Genomic DNA, 17,540 nt, shown 5'->3' on the forward strand with positions numbered 1-17,540 from the left:
CACCATGCTCCACCCCACCCCGGCCGCCCTGGCGCTGGCCATTCTCCCGCCTCGAAATATTCCGAGATAGTTATTGTAAATACGAATCCTTCTTATTTACAATCTGCCGATTACGTCTCTTGCGCCCTTCTCTTGCTCGATCGTCGTCGTCGGATCTTCTCAATGTCTGCTCGCTGTCTTCTCACTCCCTCAGCCTTCGCCTGCCTTTCCCTCGTTGGCAACACGGTCTTCGCCGCCGACCAGGGCGCCGTATTGCCAGCGGTCACGGTCAGCGCCGGCGCCAACGACATAGGCGATATCGGATTTGCCACGCGTCGTCCCGCTGGCGTGACCAAGTCGAATGAATCGGCGGCCGACAGTGCCCAGTCGATCACCGTCATCACGCGCGATCTGATGGACAGCCAGCAATCCCAGAACCTCAGCGACGTGCTGTGGAATTCGGCGGGCGTGTCGGCCAATACCTATGGCCGTCGCGGCTGGGACGACTTCATCATCCGGGGCCAGCGTGCGTCGGAATCGGTCTTTGCCGACGGACTGCTGGTCGACACCAACAATCGCGTGGCGCAGGAAGTGTTTGGCGCGGAGCGCGTGGAAATTCTGAAGGGCCCGGCATCCGTGCTGTTTGGCCAGGTCCAGCCGGGCGGCCTGGTCAATATCGTCACCAAGCGCCCGCGTCCCGAGTTGTTCGGTGAACTGGGTCTTACGGTCGGCAACTATGGCTTGCGCCAGGTGACGGCCGACGTCGGCACGCCGCTGAAGCCCGACAGCAAGGCCGCTTTCCGTCTCAATGCGCTGGCGATGAACAGCGACGACGCCACCGATCACGTCTGGTATCGGAACCGCTACGTCGCACCGTCGCTGAGCCTCGATTTCGGGCATCGAACCGATTTCACGATCCTGGCCAGCCACAACGAGCGCCATTATGTGCGCCAGCAAGGTCTGCCCGTGAATGGCACGCTGGTATCGAACATCAAGGGCGTGGTGCCCAATTCGCGCTTTATCGGCGAGCCGAACGCCGCGCCCTATGACGGCGAGCAGAACCGCATCGGCTACGCGCTGACGCACCGCTTCGATTCCGGCTGGACCGTCAACCAGAACCTGCGCTACCAGACCTCGTCGCTGACCGGCACGTTCGTCACGGCCGGAACAATGGCCGTCAACAGCCAGACACTGAGCCGCAGCGCCACCCAGCAGGATTTCTCCGGCGATGCGTTTGGCGTCGACACCAACGTGCAGAAGTCGTTTGCATTCACCGGCCACCAGCACACGCTGACGTTCGGCGTCGACTATCGCCACAGCAAGGAAGATCGTCTGCAGAAGACCTGTCGGGTGGCCGCGCTGAACGTCTACAGCCCGGTGTACGGCGCCGCTGTCAATTGCCCGGCCAGCTTCAGCACCGACAGCACCGACACGCTCAATGCGCTGGGCTTTTATCTGCGCGACCAGATCCGCATTGTCGAGCGCTGGACGGTGACCGGCGGTCTGCGCTACGAATCGGCGCGTACGGCCAGTACCAACCGGCTCAATGCCACGCGCACCGACAGCGATGACAACGCCGTCACCGGCAGTGCCGCGGTGATGTACGACCTCACCCAGTGGGCGCGCCCCTACGTCAGCTATTCCACGTCGTTCCTGCCGAACGCCGGCACCGACGTCAACAATGCGTCGTTCAAGCCCGAGAAAGGCCGCCAGGTGGAAGTCGGTGTGAAGTTCGACACGCCGGGCAAGAACGGCCTGCTGACGCTTGCCGCGTTCGATCTGGTGCGCAAGAACGTGCTGACGAGCGATCCGGTCAACACCGGCTACAGCGTCGCCGTGGGCGAGCAGCGGTCGCGGGGATTCGAGGCCGAACTGACGCAGGACCTGGGCAACGGCTTGAGCGTGATGGCGGCCTATGCCTACATCGACGGCGAAGTCACGGAGGACACGGTCGCCGCGAATGTGGGCAAGCCGTTGAACGCCGTGCCGCGCCACAGCTTCTCGCTCTGGACCCAATATCGTTTCCGCGGCGCATTGGCAGGCTGGTGGGCCGGGGTCGGCGCGCGCGGCGAAAGCGCCAAGCGCGGCTACAGCTTCAACTACACCGTCCCCGGCTATGCGGTCGCGGATCTCGGCTTCGGCTATACGGCCAGCCATTGGCGCGCGGCCTTCAACGTCAAGAACGTGTTCGACAAGTCGTACTACGCCGGCGGACTCAATAACAACGTGTTGCCCGTAGGTAATCCGCGCGTGGCCATGTTGAACGTCGTGTTGAACTACTGAGGATATGGGTCACATCGCCGGCCCCGGTCCCCACATCTGGCGCAGGAGAACCTGAGCCCGCGGGCGTGAAAATGTTACCCGGCCGGGTACGTTCTACGTAACGCCCCAGACGCGCGCTCAGAAATTCCACGTTGCGCCCACGCGGAATGTGCGCGGTTCGGCGGGATGGACATGATGATCGTAGATGCCGGCCGCCGACCCGTCGGCATTCAGCGGCGATGTCTCGCCTTTGAGCAGCGACGCATAGTAGTAGTCGATGTCGTTGACCCGTTTGCCGAACACGTTGAGTACCTCGGCAAAGATCTTCACGTTCCTGAACAGCCGGTAACCGAGCTTGAGGTTGACCAGGAACGACGACGCGGACCGCACGCTGTTGTCCTCCACCAGCGGACGCGGGCCAAAGTAGCGCGCACGCGCGCCGACCGCCCATCGGCCGCTGTTGTATGAGACGCCGGCCGAGGCCGTGGTCTGGATCGATTCGGGAATGTAGTCGCCGCCATCCTGATGATCGCGGTAGCGTGCGCGGGAAAATGCCGCGTCCGCATCGACCATCAGCCCAGCCAGCGGGCCGTCGGGCGGTGCATAGTAGCTGGCCAGTTCAATGCCGCGGCGGCGGCTTGGACGGCTCGGCTCGGTGGTGCCGCTATCGCCGGAGAAGACCAGTTCGGAGCCGATATCGAGCTGCCAGAGCGACGCAGACAGTTGCAGGCCCGGCGCCAGCCGCCTGGTGCGAACGCCGATCTCGTATCCCGTGGCCGGCACCAGCACGCTGACCTTCTGCGCCGGCTCGCCCGTGGACGGATCGACCGTGGTGGTCGCGCCGCGCACATCGTTGCTGTGATAGCCGCGCCCCCAATTCACGAATACTTCGGTGCGCTCGGCCGGCGACATGACGATGCTGAACTTGGGACTGGCGATATGGTCGGCGCCGTTGCCCGAATTGAGCGGGTTGTCGCTCGACACGCCATACCAGAACTGGTCTGCACGCACGCCGGCGATGGTGCGCAGCCACGGCAGCCATTCGGTTGTATTGCGCAAGTAGAGCGCGGCGCTGGTTTCGTTGATCGTGTCGGTCCGGGTGGTCTGGTAGATCTGGCGCGCCTCCGAACTGGCCAGCGTGATCGGGTCCAGCCGGTCAAACCGCACCTGTGCGCCAATCTCGGTTTCCGTATCGCGCGTGCCCAGCTTGCCAAACCACACGCGCGACGCATTGGCCCCGGCCGTGACGCGATTTTCAAACTGCTGAAACTGGTCGCCGCGCTCGGGGTTTTCCAGCGCATAGGTGAAGTTGGAAAACAGTTGCAGCCGGCTCTTGATCACGTAGGCATTGGCCTTGAACCAGCCGGACGCTACCGGCCGCAGCCAGTCCGCCGAAAGGCTGTACCGCGACGCGTAGCCGCCGTCGCTTGGATCGATATACCCGAAGCGGGAAATCCGCCCGTCGTCGATCGCGCGCTGCGGCACCTGATCGGTCGAATCCCAGCGATTGCGATACGCCATGGCGCTGACGCTGACGCGTTCACCGCCACCGAGCAGCAGCGTGTAGCGCAACACGCCATTGAGCTTGCGCACGCCCTCCGGCATGACCCATGGCCCATTCTCCTGTAGCCATTCCAGCCCATACAGCGCGATGCCCGGCCCCGCCTGGTGCGAATTGGCCAGTACCGCGCGGCGATAATCGTGCTGCCCCAGCTCGACCTGCGCGATGCCGGTCGGCAGTTCGGAGACGTAGTCCATGCTGACCGCACCCGCTGCCGAGAAATCGCCCTCTTCGGCGAAGTAGGTGCCCTTCTTGTAGGCGATGCCGCTGACCAGTTCCGGGATCACGAAATTGAGGTCGGTATAGCCCTGGCCATGGGCGTGCGTGCGCATATTCACCGGCATGCCGGCCACACTGGTGGAAAGATCGGTGCCGTGGTCCAGGTTGAAGCCGCGCAGGAAATACTGGTTTGCCTTGCCGTCGCCGCTGTGCTGGGTGACGATCAGCCCCGGCACGGTTTCAAGCAGTTCGCCGGGACGCAGCAGCGGACGGTTGGCTAGCTGGTCGCGGCTGACGTAGCCCTGCGTGGCAGACACCGCGGCGTCGGCACTGGGCGCATCGTCACGCGCGGCCCGCACGGTGAGTTCGGGAAGTTCCTGTGTTGCCTGCTGCAGACCGCCGGCCTGCGCTTCAGGAGGCATCACGGCAAGCGCCGCGGCAAGAAGCCCCAATGGGGGCATGGCCGGGCGCGTCGACGCCGCCCGGCGTGAGGGATGATGCTGGCTCATTTTTTTATGATACGGATTGGTATGAAGAATTATGCAAACTTCATACCAATCGAAAAGCACCTGTATGGTGCGCCAGGCAACTTCAGTCGCGGTGGTGCGGATGCCCCGCGTGGCCGTGCGGATGGGAATCGACCCGCATCGGATCGCCCTCGGTCATGACCATATTCAGTTGCCCCTGACGCACGCCGCGTTCGCTGCTGATGGCGTCGGCGAGCTTGCGGACCGCGCTGGCCGGCCCCTTCAGGATCACTGTCTCGATGCAGTGTGCATGGTCGAGATGGGCGTGCATGGTCGACACGGTCAGATCGTGGTGATCGTGCTGGATGCGCGTGAGCCGCTCGGCAAGTTCGCGTTCGTGATGGTTGTAGACGTACGACAGGTTGGCCACGCACGGTCCGTCCGCATCGACCGACTCGCGCCAGTGATCGAGGTGCCGACGCAGGATGTCGCGCACGGCCTCGGACCGATTGCCGTAGCCGCGCTCGGCGATCAGACGGTCAAATTCGTTGGCCAGTGCATCATCAAGGGAAATCGTAAAGCGTTCCATGGCGCAGCCGCGACGAGAGGAAAAGCGGCAAGTTACCACGCGCGCGCTCGCCGCTGCGGGTCCGCAATGCGACTTTTCGAGCGGCGCGCAAGCGGGACGGGGCACCGCCGGCGAGATGCGACGGGCATGTTTGCCGCGAAATTTCTGATAACGCGCGGCGATGGGAATCGGCTAACTCGTCTACACTCCTCCCCACGCGTGTGCATGGGCCTCGGCAAGACCTCATCAAATGTCAGCCGCACCCGATCACACCGCCCCCATTGCTTTAACGATAACCATGACAAAACAGCTTCTTCGCGTACAATGCGGCGTAGCCGGCCTTGACACCATTCTTTGCGGCGGCCTTGTGCATGGGGCTGCCTACATCATTCAAGGCAGCCCCGGCGCGGGCAAGACCATCCTGGCCAACCAGATAGCGTTCCACCAGGCCAGCCAAGGCGGAAAAATCCTCTACGTGACGTTGCTGGCCGAATCGCACGACCGCCTGTTCCAGGCGCTGGACATGTTCGATTTCTACGACGCCGCAGCCGTCGGGCGCGATATTTTCTATATCAGCCTGTTCAAGGTGTTGCAGGAGGAAGGACTGCCGTCGCTGGTCAATGCCATGCGCACCGAGCTGGCGCGTCATCGTTGCACGACGCTGATCCTCGATGGACTGCTGATTGCCAAGGACAAGGCGGAATCGGCGCTCGACGTAAAGACCTTTGTCGCGGAACTGCAAAGCCACGCCGCATTCACCGGCTGCACAGTGCTGTTCCTGACCAGTGCCCGCATCGACGACGTGAGCCCCGAACACACGATGGTCGATGGCGTCATCCAGCTCAAGGAAGAACTGGTCGGGATCCGCACCGTGCGGCAAATGCGTATTTCCAAATCGCGCGGCAGCGCGGCACTGGGCGGTCTGCACCAATACCGGATCTCGTCCGAAGGCATCGATGTCTATCCGCGCCTCGAGGCCCTGCTAGCCAAACCGTCGGCCGAAGAATGGCTGCCAGAGGAGCGCGTCGACGTGGGCGTGCAGGGGCTGGGCCAGTTGATCGGCGGCGGACTGCCTCCGGCATCGATCACGCTGCTGCTGGGCCCGGCGGGCAGCGGGAAGACCACCTTCGGGCTCAATTTCCTGAGCCTTGCCACGCCAGAATGTCCGGCCCTGTTTTTTGGCTTCTACGAGTCACCTCAGCGCCTGCGCGCCAAGGGCCGTGCGCTCGGTATCGATATCGAGGCGCTGGAGCGGTCAGGCGCCCTGTTCATCGTCTGGAACCCGCTCACGGAGAACCTGCTCGACTCGCTCGGCCACCAGTTGCTGGAATCCGTACGCGATTTCCGCATCCACCGGCTGTTTATCGATGGCATGACGGGCTTTCAGCGCGCTGCCGTCCATCCGCCGCGCCTGATGGAGTTCTACTCCGCGCTTGCCAACGAGCTGCGCGGCCACGGTGTGTCGACCATCGCCACCCTTGAGGTGCGCGATCTCGACGGCTTTGCCGGCACCGACCCGCTGCCCGACTTTTCCACGCTGACCGACAACCTGATCCTGTTGCGTCAGGCCGGAATGGGCGGCGAATTGCGCCGGCTGATCGGCGTGGTGAAAATGCGCGATAGCGCGTTCGATACCGCCCTGCACGATGTGGTCATCGGCACGGGCGGACTGCATGTGGCGAACCGCCTGATCCTGCCAGGCTCCGCAGACAGGGAATCTGTTGCACCAGTCATCGCCGCGCCCACAAGCAGCGAGTCCTGAATCATGGCAACCGTAGTTGTCATTGACGATGAGACGATGAATGCCGATGCGTTGGCGTTCATGCTATCGGCAGAAGGGTTGACCGTAAAAACAGCCGCCGATGGCGAAGCCGGTTATCGCCTGATCGTGGAAACGCGGCCCGACCTGATCATCACTGATTTCATGATGCCTGTCATGACAGGGCTGGAGCTTGCGCAGAAGCTCCGGGCTGGTGCGGATACCGCACACATCCCGGTGGTGCTGCTGACGGCGGCGCAGGCGGAGATCGGCCGGCAGCACCCTCATCTGTTCGATGCGGTGTTCGAAAAACCCTGCCTGCCCGCGGCCATCCTGACCACGGTCATGCATCTGCTGGCAAACCGGCGGCAACCGTGACCCCGTAAACGCGGCGCGTCACGCCAGCATCACTGTATGCGCGGAACGATTCCGATCTTCTCGGCCAGCATGCGTTCATACACGCCAAAATGCAGATCGACTTCGGCCTGGCTGACCACCGTGACCTCCATGCTGATCTGGTCTGGCTTTAGTCCGAACAGCGTAGCCAGCGCTATCTCCAGATGCGGCGCCGCGTCCCTGTCCTTGGGAAACGTCGTGCCGATGTTGATCGAATAAGCATTCGATCGATCGGCAACAACTTCCAGCAGCCGCGCCGCGGCGCTCATGTTGTGCTCGACGGCAATGCGGGCGGCCTCGGCCAAACTGCGCATCGTTTCGGTCGGAAATCCACGCACGCAGCGCAGGCGAACGCGATGGCGACCCAACGTGATCCAATCGGTATCGAACTCCATGGCGACCTCGAACTGAGAGAAAGGGTCCTGTAAAAAATATGGATGAAATTCATGGGACGGCAGGGTCGGATGAGACCGCGCGCCCCATCCACCCGCCACATTTTTGGCTCGAAAATAGGAGCCGCGGCCGCGCTTTTCAAGGGTCGTACACGGCACGCCTGCCGGTGCAATTTCGTGGCGCGTGACGGCCCCCGCGTCACATCCTCTGCCCTTTGCAAAATCCCGATTGACCGCTGCCCCGAGTCTCGCTAGTCTATTTATGAACTTATCGTTCATATTTGAACATTAGAAAATTCACTGCGAAACCGCTCGGGAGCGCCCCCCATGATTTCAGGAAAGATCGGCATCAACGGTGCCGGCATCGGCGGCTTGGCCGCCGCCATCGCCTTGCGCAAGCTGGGCATGGACGTCGTTGTGTACGAGCAGGCGGCCCGCTTCGCCCGCGTCGGCGCCGATATCAACCTCACGCCGAACGCGGTGCGCGCGCTCGACGGACTCGGCATCGGCGACGCGCTGCGCGCCACCGCCGCGCGCCCGACGCACCGCATCAGCCGTACCTGGGACACTGGCGAGGAAACCTCGCGGCTGGCGATGTCGGACGAGGCGGAGCGACGCTACGGCGCGCCGCAATTGACGATGCACCGCGGCGACCTGATGAGCGCGCTCGAAGCCGCCGTCCCCGCCGCCCACGTCAAGCTCGGCCGCAAGGCTATCGGCATCGTGCCGCGTGAAAACGGCGCCACCGTGCAGTTTGCCGATGGTTCCAGCGACGACGTCGACGTGCTGATCGGCGCGGACGGCATTCATTCGGTGGTGCGCCGGGCGATCCTTGGCGAGGAACATCCGATCTTCACCGGCGTGGTCGCCTATCGCGCCGTGGTGCCGGCCGAGCGGCTGGCGGGGGTGCCAAACATCGGCGCCTTCACCAAGTGGTGGGGACCCGAAGCCACCAGCCAGATCGTGACCTTCCCGCTGAATCGTGGCCGCGAGATCTTCGTGTTTGCCACGGTCGCCCAGGAAAGCTGGCGCAACGAATCGTGGACCACGCCGGGGCGCGTGGAAGACCTGCGTGCCGCCTATGCCGGCTTTCATCCCGACGCGCGCGCGCTGCTGGATGCCTGCGACGACGTGTTGATCTCGGCGCTGTACGTGCGCGACCCGTTGCCCACGTGGTCCGCAGGACGCGTCACGCTGATGGGCGATGCATGCCATCCGATGATGCCGTTCATGGCGCAGGGCGCGGGCATGGCAATCGAGGACGGCGTGGTGCTGGCGCGCTGCCTGTCCGATGCCAGCCCGGACGACATCCCGGCCGCGCTGGCGCGCTATCAGCGCGCGCGTCACGAACGTACAAGCCGCATCCAGATCGGTTCGCGCGGTAACGAGTGGCTTAAGGCCGGCGGCAATGCGGACTGGGTGTACGATTACGACGCCTGGAACGTGGCGCTGCACTGAGCGCGTTCCCCGTCATCCCTGCTACACCGAATCCATGACCTCGACTGCTTCCCTGCGCCATGCGCCCGCCGATTCCGACACCGACGATCCCGCAGGCGCACCGCAGTTGGTCACACCGGTCATTCGCGGCCTGCGCCTGCTGCGCTTTATCGCCGAAGGCGGCTCCACGGCCAACCTCAGCGAAGTCGGCCGACGCATCGATGTCAACCGCGTCACCGTGATGCGGCTGCTCGATACGCTCGAACACGAGGGCATGGTTGAACGTCTGCCGCAGGGCGGGCACACCGTCGGATTCGCGTTTCTCAAGATCGCCTCGCGCGTGCTGGCCGCCAACGACCTGACGACTTTCGCGCGCCGGGTGCTCGCGCAGTTGAGCGGATCGCTGCAACTGTCGGCGTATCTGGCCGTGCCCGATGGCGGGCACGTGCTCTATCTGCTGCGCGACATGCCGAACACGGGGCTCGTCAGCAATATTCAGGTCGGCAGCCGCGTGCCCGCGCATCTGACGACGCCGGGCCGCATGCTGCTGGCTCATCTTTCGGCCGAAGAACTGCGCGCACGGCTTGGCGACGACCCGCTGCCGACGGTCACGAACCAGAGCCCGGCCACGCACGCACGGCTGGCCGATATCCTCGCGGCCGATCTGGAACGCGGTTGCGCATGGAGTTTTTCGGCGTTCGAGCCCGGCATCGACTCATGCGCGGCGCCGGTGTACGACGCCGCGTCCAACGTGATCGCCGCGATCAGCGTGGCCGGCCCGCAGCAGCGCTTCGAAGCCGATGGCACGCTGCGCGAACGCACCGAGAAAGCCGTCAAGGCCGCCGCGCGCGATTTGTCCGCACTGCTCGGCTATCGCAAAACCTGACGCGGAGACTGGCGAAAGCACTGCGAAAGAAATGTGGAGAGCGGGCGGCGCCTGCGCGCGCGCCGCCCCCCTTTCCGGCTCTGCGCTGTCCTTTAGCCCTTCACGCCTCCAGCTTCATCGGCATCGACCTGCGGCGCGCGCGGGTCGCCTTGTACAGCGCATGCGCCACGGCGGGCGCAACCGGTCCGAGCGAGACTTCCCCACAACCCTGCGGCGGCCGATCGCTGTCGACAATGACCACGTCGATCTTCGGCATCTCCGACAGGCTCAACAGCGGATAGTCGTGAAAGTTGCTTTGCTGCACGACGCCATCCTTGAACGTGATTTCGCTGCGGAGCGTATTGGTGAGCGCAAAACCGATGCCGCCCTCGATGTTGGCGCGGATCAGGTTCGGATTGATCGCGCGGCCGCACTCCACCGCGCAGACCACGCGCTTCACGGCCAACGCCTTGCCCGTTCGCTCGATTTCCAGCGCCATGGCCACGTAGGTCTGAAACGCCTCGCCGCGCCCTGTGTAGAGATTGAACGTGAACGCGCGGCTGACATTGGCAGGCGGCTTGCGATCCCAGCCTGCCGCCTTGGCCGCCGCGTCGAGCGTGCGCAGCGCCAGCGGATTGTGTGCCAGCAATGCGCGCCGATAGCGATACGGGTCGATGCCCGCCGCGTCGGCCATCTCGTTGACGAAGCTCTCCAGCATAAAGATGCTCGATGTCGAACCCACGCTGCGCATGAAGCTGACGGGAATCGGCTGCTTCACGTCGATCATGTCGACTTTCAGGTTCGGCACGCGATAGACGCAATCGTAGATCGCTTCAAGCATCGTTTCGTCCCAGCCGCCGTTCTTGGCCATACGCTCGGCCTTGATCACGCCGTAGAGCGATTGCCCAGTCAGCCGCGCGTGCATCGCCAGCGGCATGCCCTTCTCATCGAGTACCGCACGGAAGCGGCCCGACACGCCGGGGCGGTAGAAGCCATGGCGGATATCGTCCTCGCGTGAGCGGATCACCTTGACCGGCTTGCCGACCGCCGCCGAAGCGCGTGCGGCGTGGATCACGAAGTCCGGCAGGAACTTGCGGCCAAAGCTGCCGCCCAGGAACGTGGTGTGGACGATCACCGTTTCGGGCTTGCGGCCGTACAGCTTGCCCAACGCGTTGCGCACGAAATCCTGGCCCTGGATCGGCCCCCACACTTCGATGGCATCGTCGCGCACATGTACCGTGGCGTTCACCGATTCCATCGTCGCGTGCACGATATACGGCGTGTGATAGTCGGCCTCGACCAGCCGCCCGCCGGCGGCCAGCACCGCGTCGGCATCGCCCAGGCGCGTCGCTACGACCGCTTCCGACGCCCCGAGCGCCGCCTTGCGCGCGGCCATGATGTTGTCGCTGTCCAGCCCCTTCGCCGCGCCCGGATCTACGTCGATCTCGAGTGCGTCGGCGCCCTTCTTGGCGAGCCAGTAGCTGGTGGCGACGACGATGGCTGCATCGGGCGCCTGTACCACGGCCTGGACGCCGGGCATCGCCTTGACCGCATCGGCATTGCGGATGCCCGTGACCTTCCCGGTGACGGTCGGCGGCATTTTCAGCGCGCCGTAAAGCATGTCGGGCACGCGCACGTCGATGCCGAACTCGGCCGAGCCATCTACCTTGGCGGGCGTATCGAGACGCAGCAGGTCACGGCCGATCAGCTTGTGCGCGGCCTCGTTCTTGAGACGCGGCGACGGGTTGAGCGGCAGCGTCGCCGCCTCCGCGGCCAGCTCGCCATACGACAGCGAGCGACCGGTCGCGCCGTGATGGACGCGCCCCTTGTCGGTGTGGCACTGCCCGGGCCGCACCTGCAGCCGGCGCGCCGCGGTCATCACCAGCACCTCGCGCGCCTGTGCGCCGGCGATGCGCAGGCGCTGGTAGAACAGCGTGGCCGACATCGACGCGCCGACAAACTGCTGCGGCTCTTCGTATGCCGCGCCCGTGCGATAGGCGTCGCGCCCGGTGACGAAGGTCACCGCGATGTTCTGCCAGTCCGCGTCGAGTTCGTCGGCCAGCACCTGCGGCATGCCGGTGTAGACACCCTGGCCGCATTCGCATTGCGACAACCCGAGCGTGATCTTGCCGCTGGGCTCGATCCAGATCCAATCGGTGATTTCGTGGGTGCCGTGCGCACCGCTATCGACCGTGCGGCTGGCCAGCGCCGGCAACGGAATGCACAGCGCACCGGCCAGCGCGGCGCCACCCTTGAGAAAGCCGCGCCGCGCGGGGCTCGTCAACATGTCACTTGGCTGCGGCATGGATCGCCTCCCGGATGCGGTGATAGGTGGCGCAGCGGCACAGGTTGCTCACGGCGGCATCGATGTCCTTGTCGGTGGGATGCGGGTTCTGCTTGAGCAGCGCGCTGACTGCCATCACCATGCCCGACTGGCAGTAGCCGCATTGCGGCACGTCCTTGGCAATCCACGCCTGCTGCACCTTCGACGAACGATCGGGCGACAGGCCCTCGATCGTGGTGACGTTGCGCCCCGCCACACTGGACACCGACGTCACGCACGCGCGCTGCGCGTGGCCGTCGACATGGACCGTGCAAGCCCCGCATGCGCCGATACCGCAGCCGTATTTGGTGCCGGTCAGCCCGGCGTCATCGCGTATCACCCACAGCAGCGGCGTATCGCCATCGCCACCGAAGTGCGTTGCTTTCCCGTTCAACACAAAGTCCATGGTTGCCTCGCTTTGTCCTCGCCAGTGCAAGAAAAGACGGCCGCAGGCCACCGCGCACTGCGCGCGGTGCGGCCGGTACGACTCAAAAAACCGGATATGGATGGCGCCGCCGAGGCGCCTTGGGTGTCGGCCGCTAATCGGGCGTGATGTGGTACGCGCGGATCAGCGAGGCCCACGACGCGGCTTCATCGCGGATTCGTGCGGCCAGTGCGTCCGGTGTGCTTGCCACGGGTTCCAGGCCCTGGCGCTGCAGATCGGCGCGGATCGCCGGCGTGGCGAACAGCGTCTGGACGTCGGCGGAAATGGCGTCGGCCAGCGGCTTCGGCGTGGCCGACGGCACCAGTAGCGCATACCAGGAACTGACGTCGATGCCGGGCATGCCCTGCTCTGCCAGCGACGGCACATCGGGCGCGGCAGGCGAGCGGCGCGACTGCGTCACCGCGATTGCACGCAAGGCACCCGACTGGATGAATGGCGCCAGCGTTGGCCACGTGCCGAACAACACCGGCACCTGGCCGCCGACTACGTCGTTGACGGCCTGCGTGGTGCCCTTGTACGGCACGTGCAGCATGTTCGCGCCGGCCTTGTGATGAAACAGTTCTCCGGCCAGATGCAGGCCGCTGCCAACCCCCGGGCTGGCGTAGCCGAGCGGCGCCCCGGCCTGGTCGGCCTGCTTTGCCAGCGCGATCAGTTCCGGCACCGTGCGCGCCTTGACCGACGGATGCACGGCCAGCACGTTGGGTGATCCGGCCAGCAGCGAAACTGGCCGGAAGTCGCGCGCCACGTTGTAGGACAGCGCAGGGAACAGCGTGGGATTGATGGTCAGGTTGCCGGCCGGCACCACCAGCCACGTGCAACCATCACCTGCGGCGCGGCGCACCGCATCGATGCCGATATTGCCGTTGGCGCCGGGCCGGTTGTCGACCACGATGGGCACGCCCCGGCGCGGTTGCAGTCCGATCGACAGCGTGCGGGCGAGCTGGTCGGCCGCGCCCCCGGCCGGGAACGGCACGACGATCCGCACGGTCGTGCATGCGGCGTGCGCCGCGCCGATGAGCGCGAGGGACGTCGCCACCGCTGCGGTCGCCGCCGTTGCCGTGGCGCCCAGCCATCGCCGGATCCGTTGCCTTGCTGTTGCGTGATGGCTGGCTTGCCGCATGCTGTTCCTGCCCGTCCCTTCGATCGTGACGGCCGCTACCGCTACCGTCGTCGTGTCATTGATTGGCCACCCTGCCTTCTGGCATGGGCCGGTAATCCAGCAGGCCCGACAGCTCCGCCGCCGCTGCCCGCACTCTTTCCACCATCGGCTCCAGCTGCGCCGGATCGATCCGCGCCGCCGGAATCGTCGCGCCCAGCGCCGCCACCACGCGCGTGGTGCGATCACGCACCGGGGCGGCAATGGTCGAGATACTGGCCTCGAAAAATCCCTCGTGCAGTACGTATCCGCGCTGGCGGTCGCGCTGCACCATCTCGTACAACTCTTCCACCGTGCGCGGCGTGCTTTCCGAGAACACTTCGAGCCGCTCTTCGGGATACAGCTCGCGCAACTCGGACAGCGTCAGGTCTTCCAGCACCACCCGGCCCAGCACCGTGGCATGCGCGGGAAGGCGCGTGCCGACGTTGACGGTACTGGTGAAGGGCCGCGCCGCCACCGACTTGGCCACATACACGATCGACCTGCCATCGCGCACCACCAGATTGCACGGGTAATGGATCTCGTCGCGCAGCCTGTCCAGCAGGGGCCGTCCCAGTTCGGTCAGCTCCAGCGACGCCAGGTAGTCGAACCCGAGCCGCAGCACCGCCATCCCGAGGCGAAACTCCCGTCCCCCGTCCGTGCGCTCCACGAACCCCATCATTTCCAGCGTGGCGAGCAGCCGGAATACCGTCGAGCGCGGCACCTGCAGCCGTCTTGCCAGCTCCGCCGCGGACAGCGTGCGGTCCTTGCTGCTGAACTCACCGAGCAACCGGAGCCCCCGCTCCAGACCCGGCACGATGTACTTGTCCTGCGTCTCCTCCACGGGAGTGGTGTTTGTCATGGTCTCTCTCTGCTTGACGTTCGGTTTGCCAATGAACCGCAACGAATCGATATAGCACGCTTCGCGCCGCGCCATGCACCCCAGCGCTGACAACGCTATCCGAACACTAGCAGAAACGTTCCATATATAAAACCGAGATCCACATCAGGAACGCATTCACTCTATGATCTCTTTGTTGATGACTCAACCTGCTGTAAACCCTGATCGATTGCGCCTCATGGCGTGACGGCGCAATGAAAAAGCCCCGCGCGCCGGGAAAGTCGGCGGCGGGGCAAGCGACGACACCGTACGGCGCCGACAACACCAGCAGGCCGTTCAGACTTCGAGCTCTTCCAGAACCTGGCCCTTGGTCTCGATGCCGAGGAAGAACACGGTGACGGCGGCAATCAGCGGCACCACGGCGAGCCAGAAGAACGCGGAGCTCAGGTTGCCGGTGCCGATGGTCGAGGCAATGATGCCCGGCGCGAAGATCGCCGCCACCTTGAGCCATGCCCCGCCGAGGCCGCAGCCCATCGCCCGCACGCTGGTCGGATACAGCTCGGGCGTGTAGACGTAGGCAGTGATGAAGCCGCTGGCCAGGAAGCCCATCGCCAGCGCGCAGAGCGTGGCCACCACATAGACCGAAGACGCATGGAACACGCCCGCCAGGATCAGCGACGCCGCGCACAGCACGAACGATACGTTGATCACCGGCTTGCGCCCGACCTTGTCGACCAGCAACGCGCACACCAGCGATCCGACCACGCCAAGCACCGATGCGCCGGCCGCGAGGTTCAGCGCCAGTTGCAGCGGCGCGTGATAGACGGTCTTGTAGACGGTCGGCAGCCACGTCGACAGGCCGTACTGGATAAAGCCGCAGGTGGCCCACAACGTCCACACTGCAAGCGTGCGGCCCAGATAGGCCTTGCCCACCAGATCGCGCACGCGGCGGCGCGGATGCTTGCCCATGGCGTCGAATTTCGACGTATCGCCGACCGGCGGCAGCGGTGCCTTGGCACGCGCCTCGAACGCGCGCAGCGCATCGTCGGCTTGCGCCAGCCTGCCCTTTTCCGCAAGCCAGCGCGGCGATTCCGGAATCACGCGGCGCAGCACGAAGAACAACAGCAGCGGCACGCCGCCGAGGAAGTACATCACCTCCCAGCCGTAGCGCGGCACCAGCACCGCGCCCAGCGCATTCGACACCATCAGCCCGATCGGAAACACGATTTCGTAGAGCAGCACGAACCGGCCGCGACCGTGCGCGCGCGTGACCTCGTTGATGTAGGTTGCCGCCACGGGCAGTTCGCCGCCCAGGCCCAGCCCCTGCACGACACGCAGCAGCAGAAAGATCTCGAACGACGGCGCGAAGCCGCACGCCACGCTCATCAGGCCGATGATGCCGGCGCTCCAGCCAATCGAGCGCAGCCGTCCGAAGCGCTCGGCCAGCGCCGGAAACAGCAATGCGCCCAGCAGTTGGCCGACCGAGGGCATCGCGATCAGCAAGCCGATCTGCCCCGGCGTCAGCGACCACTTGGCGATCAACAGCGGCAGCGTGGCGGCGATCGCGATCACGTCGAAGCCGTCGAAGAACGTGGCCAGTCCGATCAGCAGCCGGGCACGCACATGCATCGCATTGCCCGGCATGCGTTCGATGCGCGCGACGATCTGGCCGCGGGTGACGGGTGTCGGGTGTGCCTGCGACGGCGCAGCAGCATGGTTCGCGGCGCCGCCGTAAGTCATGGTGCCCGCCTGGGCAGCCTGGATCGGGGGCGCGGTGTCTTGTCTCTGAATCAGCACGGGTATCGTTTCCAGAAATCGTGTAGGGCAGTTACCCGCGCGGCCGCTGTGTCGCAAGACGTGCGGCTCTGCCTGTTGGCGGGCAGTCTTCGTTTGCCGCGCCTGTCACGGCGCGGCGGGCATCGGTCAGAGGTCCAGCACCAGGCGCTGGCCCTTGCAACCTGACACGCAGACCATCATGGTCTTGTTCGTGGCGCGCTCGCTGTTACTGAGCACGCTGTCGCGATGATCGGGGCAGCCTTCGATCACGGCCGTCTCGCACGACCCGCACACCCCTTCGCGGCAGCTGTACTCGACCGCCACGCCAGACTCCAGCAGCGCGTCGAGCAGCGACTTGCCGGACGGCACGCGCACGGTCTTGCCGGCGCGCTGCAACTGCACGCTGTATTCGCCTTCCTGCACCGCTTCGGTTGCCGGATCGGCGGCAAAGCGCTCGACGTGCACGTTCGCGTAGCCGTGCGCGGCGCAGGCCGCCTCGAATGCGTTGAGCATCGGGCCGGGACCGCAACAATAGAAATGCGTGGTGGCGTCCTGGCCGGCCAGCATGGCGTTCAGGTCCGGCGGCACACCCGCTTCGTCGTCGAAGTGGAAGCGCACCGCATCGCCGTAGGCGGACAATTGCTCGACGAAGGCCGCCTCGGCGCGCGAGCGTGCGCAGTACAGCAGCGTGAACGAACGGCCGCGTTCGGCCAGCCGGCGCGCCATGCAGACGATCGGCGTGACGCCGATGCCGCCGGCCACCAGCACCGTATGCGCGGCGTCCTCGTCCAGCGCGAAGTGGTTGCGCGGCGCGGCCACGTTCAGCGTGGCGCCCACACGCAGCTGCTCGTGCACGAAGCGCGAGCCGCCGCGGCTGTTGCGGTCGTTGAGCACGCCGACGGTATAACGGTCGCGCTGCTCCGGCGCGCCACACAGCGAATAACTGCGCACCAGCCCATTGGCCAGATGCAGGTCGATATGCGCACCGGGCGCGAATTCGGGCAATGGCGTGCCCGCGGGATCGCGCAATTCGATGCTGACGACACCGCGCGCCTCGAAGCGCATGGCCTGCACGCGCAGTGTCAAAGATTGGCTCGCACTCATACGGCTTCCTT

Annotated in this window: 14 protein-coding genes; 5 read left to right on the forward strand and 9 right to left on the reverse strand. The window is 65.2% G+C overall.

Features of this window, described 5'->3' with window-relative positions; genetic code table 11:
- Nucleotides 1-162 precede the first annotated feature (162 nt).
- Nucleotides 163-2,262, forward strand: a complete 2,100-nt coding sequence (locus AC1RKI_RS09755; RefSeq protein WP_492797542.1) for a TonB-dependent siderophore receptor — start codon at nucleotides 163-165, stop codon at nucleotides 2,260-2,262.
- A gap of 117 nt (nucleotides 2,263-2,379) precedes the next feature.
- Here the strand turns inward: AC1RKI_RS09755 and AC1RKI_RS09760 are convergent, their stop codons facing one another.
- Complete coding sequence (locus tag AC1RKI_RS09760; RefSeq protein WP_492797659.1) at nucleotides 2,380-4,443, reverse strand: TonB-dependent receptor; 2,064 nt, start codon at nucleotides 4,441-4,443, stop codon at nucleotides 2,380-2,382.
- Between the two features lie 169 nt (nucleotides 4,444-4,612).
- Nucleotides 4,613-5,077, reverse strand: a complete 465-nt coding sequence (gene nikR / locus AC1RKI_RS09765) for a nickel-responsive transcriptional regulator NikR (RefSeq protein ID WP_492797540.1) — start codon at nucleotides 5,075-5,077, stop codon at nucleotides 4,613-4,615.
- Nucleotides 5,078-5,354: 277 nt separating this feature from the next.
- On the opposite strand from nikR, the gene AC1RKI_RS09770 reads away from it, so the two are divergent.
- Complete coding sequence (locus AC1RKI_RS09770; protein WP_492797538.1) at nucleotides 5,355-6,818, forward strand: ATPase domain-containing protein; 1,464 nt, start codon at nucleotides 5,355-5,357, stop codon at nucleotides 6,816-6,818.
- A gap of 3 nt (nucleotides 6,819-6,821) precedes the next feature.
- The gene (locus AC1RKI_RS09775; RefSeq protein WP_061958856.1) at nucleotides 6,822-7,193 is read left to right on the forward strand and encodes a response regulator; all 372 of its coding nucleotides are present in this window, start codon (nucleotides 6,822-6,824) and stop codon (nucleotides 7,191-7,193) included.
- 29 nt (nucleotides 7,194-7,222) lie between these two features.
- On the opposite strand, the gene AC1RKI_RS09780 is transcribed toward AC1RKI_RS09775, so the two are convergent.
- Nucleotides 7,223-7,606: a hypothetical protein gene (locus tag AC1RKI_RS09780; RefSeq protein WP_061958857.1), complete on the reverse strand. Its 384-nt coding sequence runs from the start codon at nucleotides 7,604-7,606 to the stop codon at nucleotides 7,223-7,225.
- A 327-nt stretch (nucleotides 7,607-7,933) separates the two neighbouring features.
- Here AC1RKI_RS09780 and AC1RKI_RS09785 point away from each other — a divergent pair, with 327 nt between their 5' ends.
- Complete coding sequence (locus AC1RKI_RS09785) at nucleotides 7,934-9,061, forward strand: FAD-dependent monooxygenase (protein WP_492797657.1); 1,128 nt, start codon at nucleotides 7,934-7,936, stop codon at nucleotides 9,059-9,061.
- Nucleotides 9,062-9,095: 34 nt separating this feature from the next.
- On the forward strand, nucleotides 9,096-9,926 hold the full coding sequence (locus tag AC1RKI_RS09790) for an IclR family transcriptional regulator (RefSeq protein ID WP_244789024.1): 831 nt from the start codon (nucleotides 9,096-9,098) through the stop codon (nucleotides 9,924-9,926).
- 100 nt (nucleotides 9,927-10,026) lie between these two features.
- Here the strand turns inward: AC1RKI_RS09790 and AC1RKI_RS09795 are convergent, their stop codons facing one another.
- The 6 genes from AC1RKI_RS09795 to AC1RKI_RS09820 all read right to left on the reverse strand — a co-directional run bounded on the left by AC1RKI_RS09795 (nucleotide 10,027) and on the right by AC1RKI_RS09820 (nucleotide 17,529).
- Complete coding sequence (locus tag AC1RKI_RS09795) at nucleotides 10,027-12,210, reverse strand: xanthine dehydrogenase family protein molybdopterin-binding subunit (RefSeq protein WP_244789022.1); 2,184 nt, start codon at nucleotides 12,208-12,210, stop codon at nucleotides 10,027-10,029.
- Nucleotides 12,194-12,634 carry a (2Fe-2S)-binding protein gene (locus AC1RKI_RS09800; protein ID WP_492797535.1) on the reverse strand — a complete coding sequence of 147 codons (441 nt, stop codon included), beginning with the start codon at nucleotides 12,632-12,634 and terminating at the stop codon, nucleotides 12,194-12,196. Before AC1RKI_RS09800 ends, AC1RKI_RS09795 begins: the two co-directional genes overlap by 17 nt.
- A gap of 133 nt (nucleotides 12,635-12,767) precedes the next feature.
- Nucleotides 12,768-13,793 (reverse strand): tripartite tricarboxylate transporter substrate binding protein, encoded by a 1,026-nt coding sequence (locus tag AC1RKI_RS09805; RefSeq protein WP_492797533.1) that lies wholly within the window; start codon nucleotides 13,791-13,793, stop codon nucleotides 12,768-12,770.
- A 55-nt stretch (nucleotides 13,794-13,848) separates the two neighbouring features.
- Nucleotides 13,849-14,670: an IclR family transcriptional regulator gene (locus tag AC1RKI_RS09810; protein ID WP_061958876.1), complete on the reverse strand. Its 822-nt coding sequence runs from the start codon at nucleotides 14,668-14,670 to the stop codon at nucleotides 13,849-13,851.
- 315 nt (nucleotides 14,671-14,985) lie between these two features.
- Nucleotides 14,986-16,389 carry an MFS transporter gene (locus AC1RKI_RS09815; protein WP_227461475.1) on the reverse strand — a complete coding sequence of 468 codons (1,404 nt, stop codon included), beginning with the start codon at nucleotides 16,387-16,389 and terminating at the stop codon, nucleotides 14,986-14,988.
- A 183-nt stretch (nucleotides 16,390-16,572) separates the two neighbouring features.
- The gene (locus AC1RKI_RS09820; RefSeq protein ID WP_061958863.1) at nucleotides 16,573-17,529 is read right to left on the reverse strand and encodes a PDR/VanB family oxidoreductase; all 957 of its coding nucleotides are present in this window, start codon (nucleotides 17,527-17,529) and stop codon (nucleotides 16,573-16,575) included.
- Between the last annotated feature and the right edge of the window lie 11 nt (nucleotides 17,530-17,540).

Source organism: Cupriavidus sp. GW822-FHT06G04 (genome assembly GCF_058799075.1).

Bases quoted from the DNA above. Each gene is read 5' to 3' on its own strand.
- AC1RKI_RS09795 (WP_244789022.1), bottom strand. From the start codon at position 12,210: ATGCCGCAGCCAAGTGACATGTTGACGAGCCCCGCGCGGCGCGGCTTT.
- AC1RKI_RS09810 (WP_061958876.1), bottom strand. From the start codon at position 14,670: ATGACAAACACCACTCCCGTGGAGGAGACGCAGGACAAGTACATCGTG.
- AC1RKI_RS09775 (WP_061958856.1), top strand. From the start codon at position 6,822: ATGGCAACCGTAGTTGTCATTGACGATGAGACGATGAATGCCGATGCG.
- AC1RKI_RS09800 (WP_492797535.1), bottom strand. From the start codon at position 12,634: ATGGACTTTGTGTTGAACGGGAAAGCAACGCACTTCGGTGGCGATGGC.
- AC1RKI_RS09760 (WP_492797659.1), bottom strand. From the start codon at position 4,443: ATGCCTCCTGAAGCGCAGGCCGGCGGTCTGCAGCAGGCAACACAGGAA.
- nikR (WP_492797540.1), bottom strand. From the start codon at position 5,077: ATGGAACGCTTTACGATTTCCCTTGATGATGCACTGGCCAACGAATTT.
- AC1RKI_RS09815 (WP_227461475.1), bottom strand. From the start codon at position 16,389: ATGACTTACGGCGGCGCCGCGAACCATGCTGCTGCGCCGTCGCAGGCA.
- AC1RKI_RS09820 (WP_061958863.1), bottom strand. From the start codon at position 17,529: ATGAGTGCGAGCCAATCTTTGACACTGCGCGTGCAGGCCATGCGCTTC.
- AC1RKI_RS09790 (WP_244789024.1), top strand. From the start codon at position 9,096: ATGACCTCGACTGCTTCCCTGCGCCATGCGCCCGCCGATTCCGACACC.
- AC1RKI_RS09770 (WP_492797538.1), top strand. From the start codon at position 5,355: ATGACAAAACAGCTTCTTCGCGTACAATGCGGCGTAGCCGGCCTTGAC.
- AC1RKI_RS09805 (WP_492797533.1), bottom strand. From the start codon at position 13,793: ATGCGGCAAGCCAGCCATCACGCAACAGCAAGGCAACGGATCCGGCGA.
- AC1RKI_RS09755 (WP_492797542.1), top strand. From the start codon at position 163: ATGTCTGCTCGCTGTCTTCTCACTCCCTCAGCCTTCGCCTGCCTTTCC.
- AC1RKI_RS09780 (WP_061958857.1), bottom strand. From the start codon at position 7,606: ATGGAGTTCGATACCGATTGGATCACGTTGGGTCGCCATCGCGTTCGC.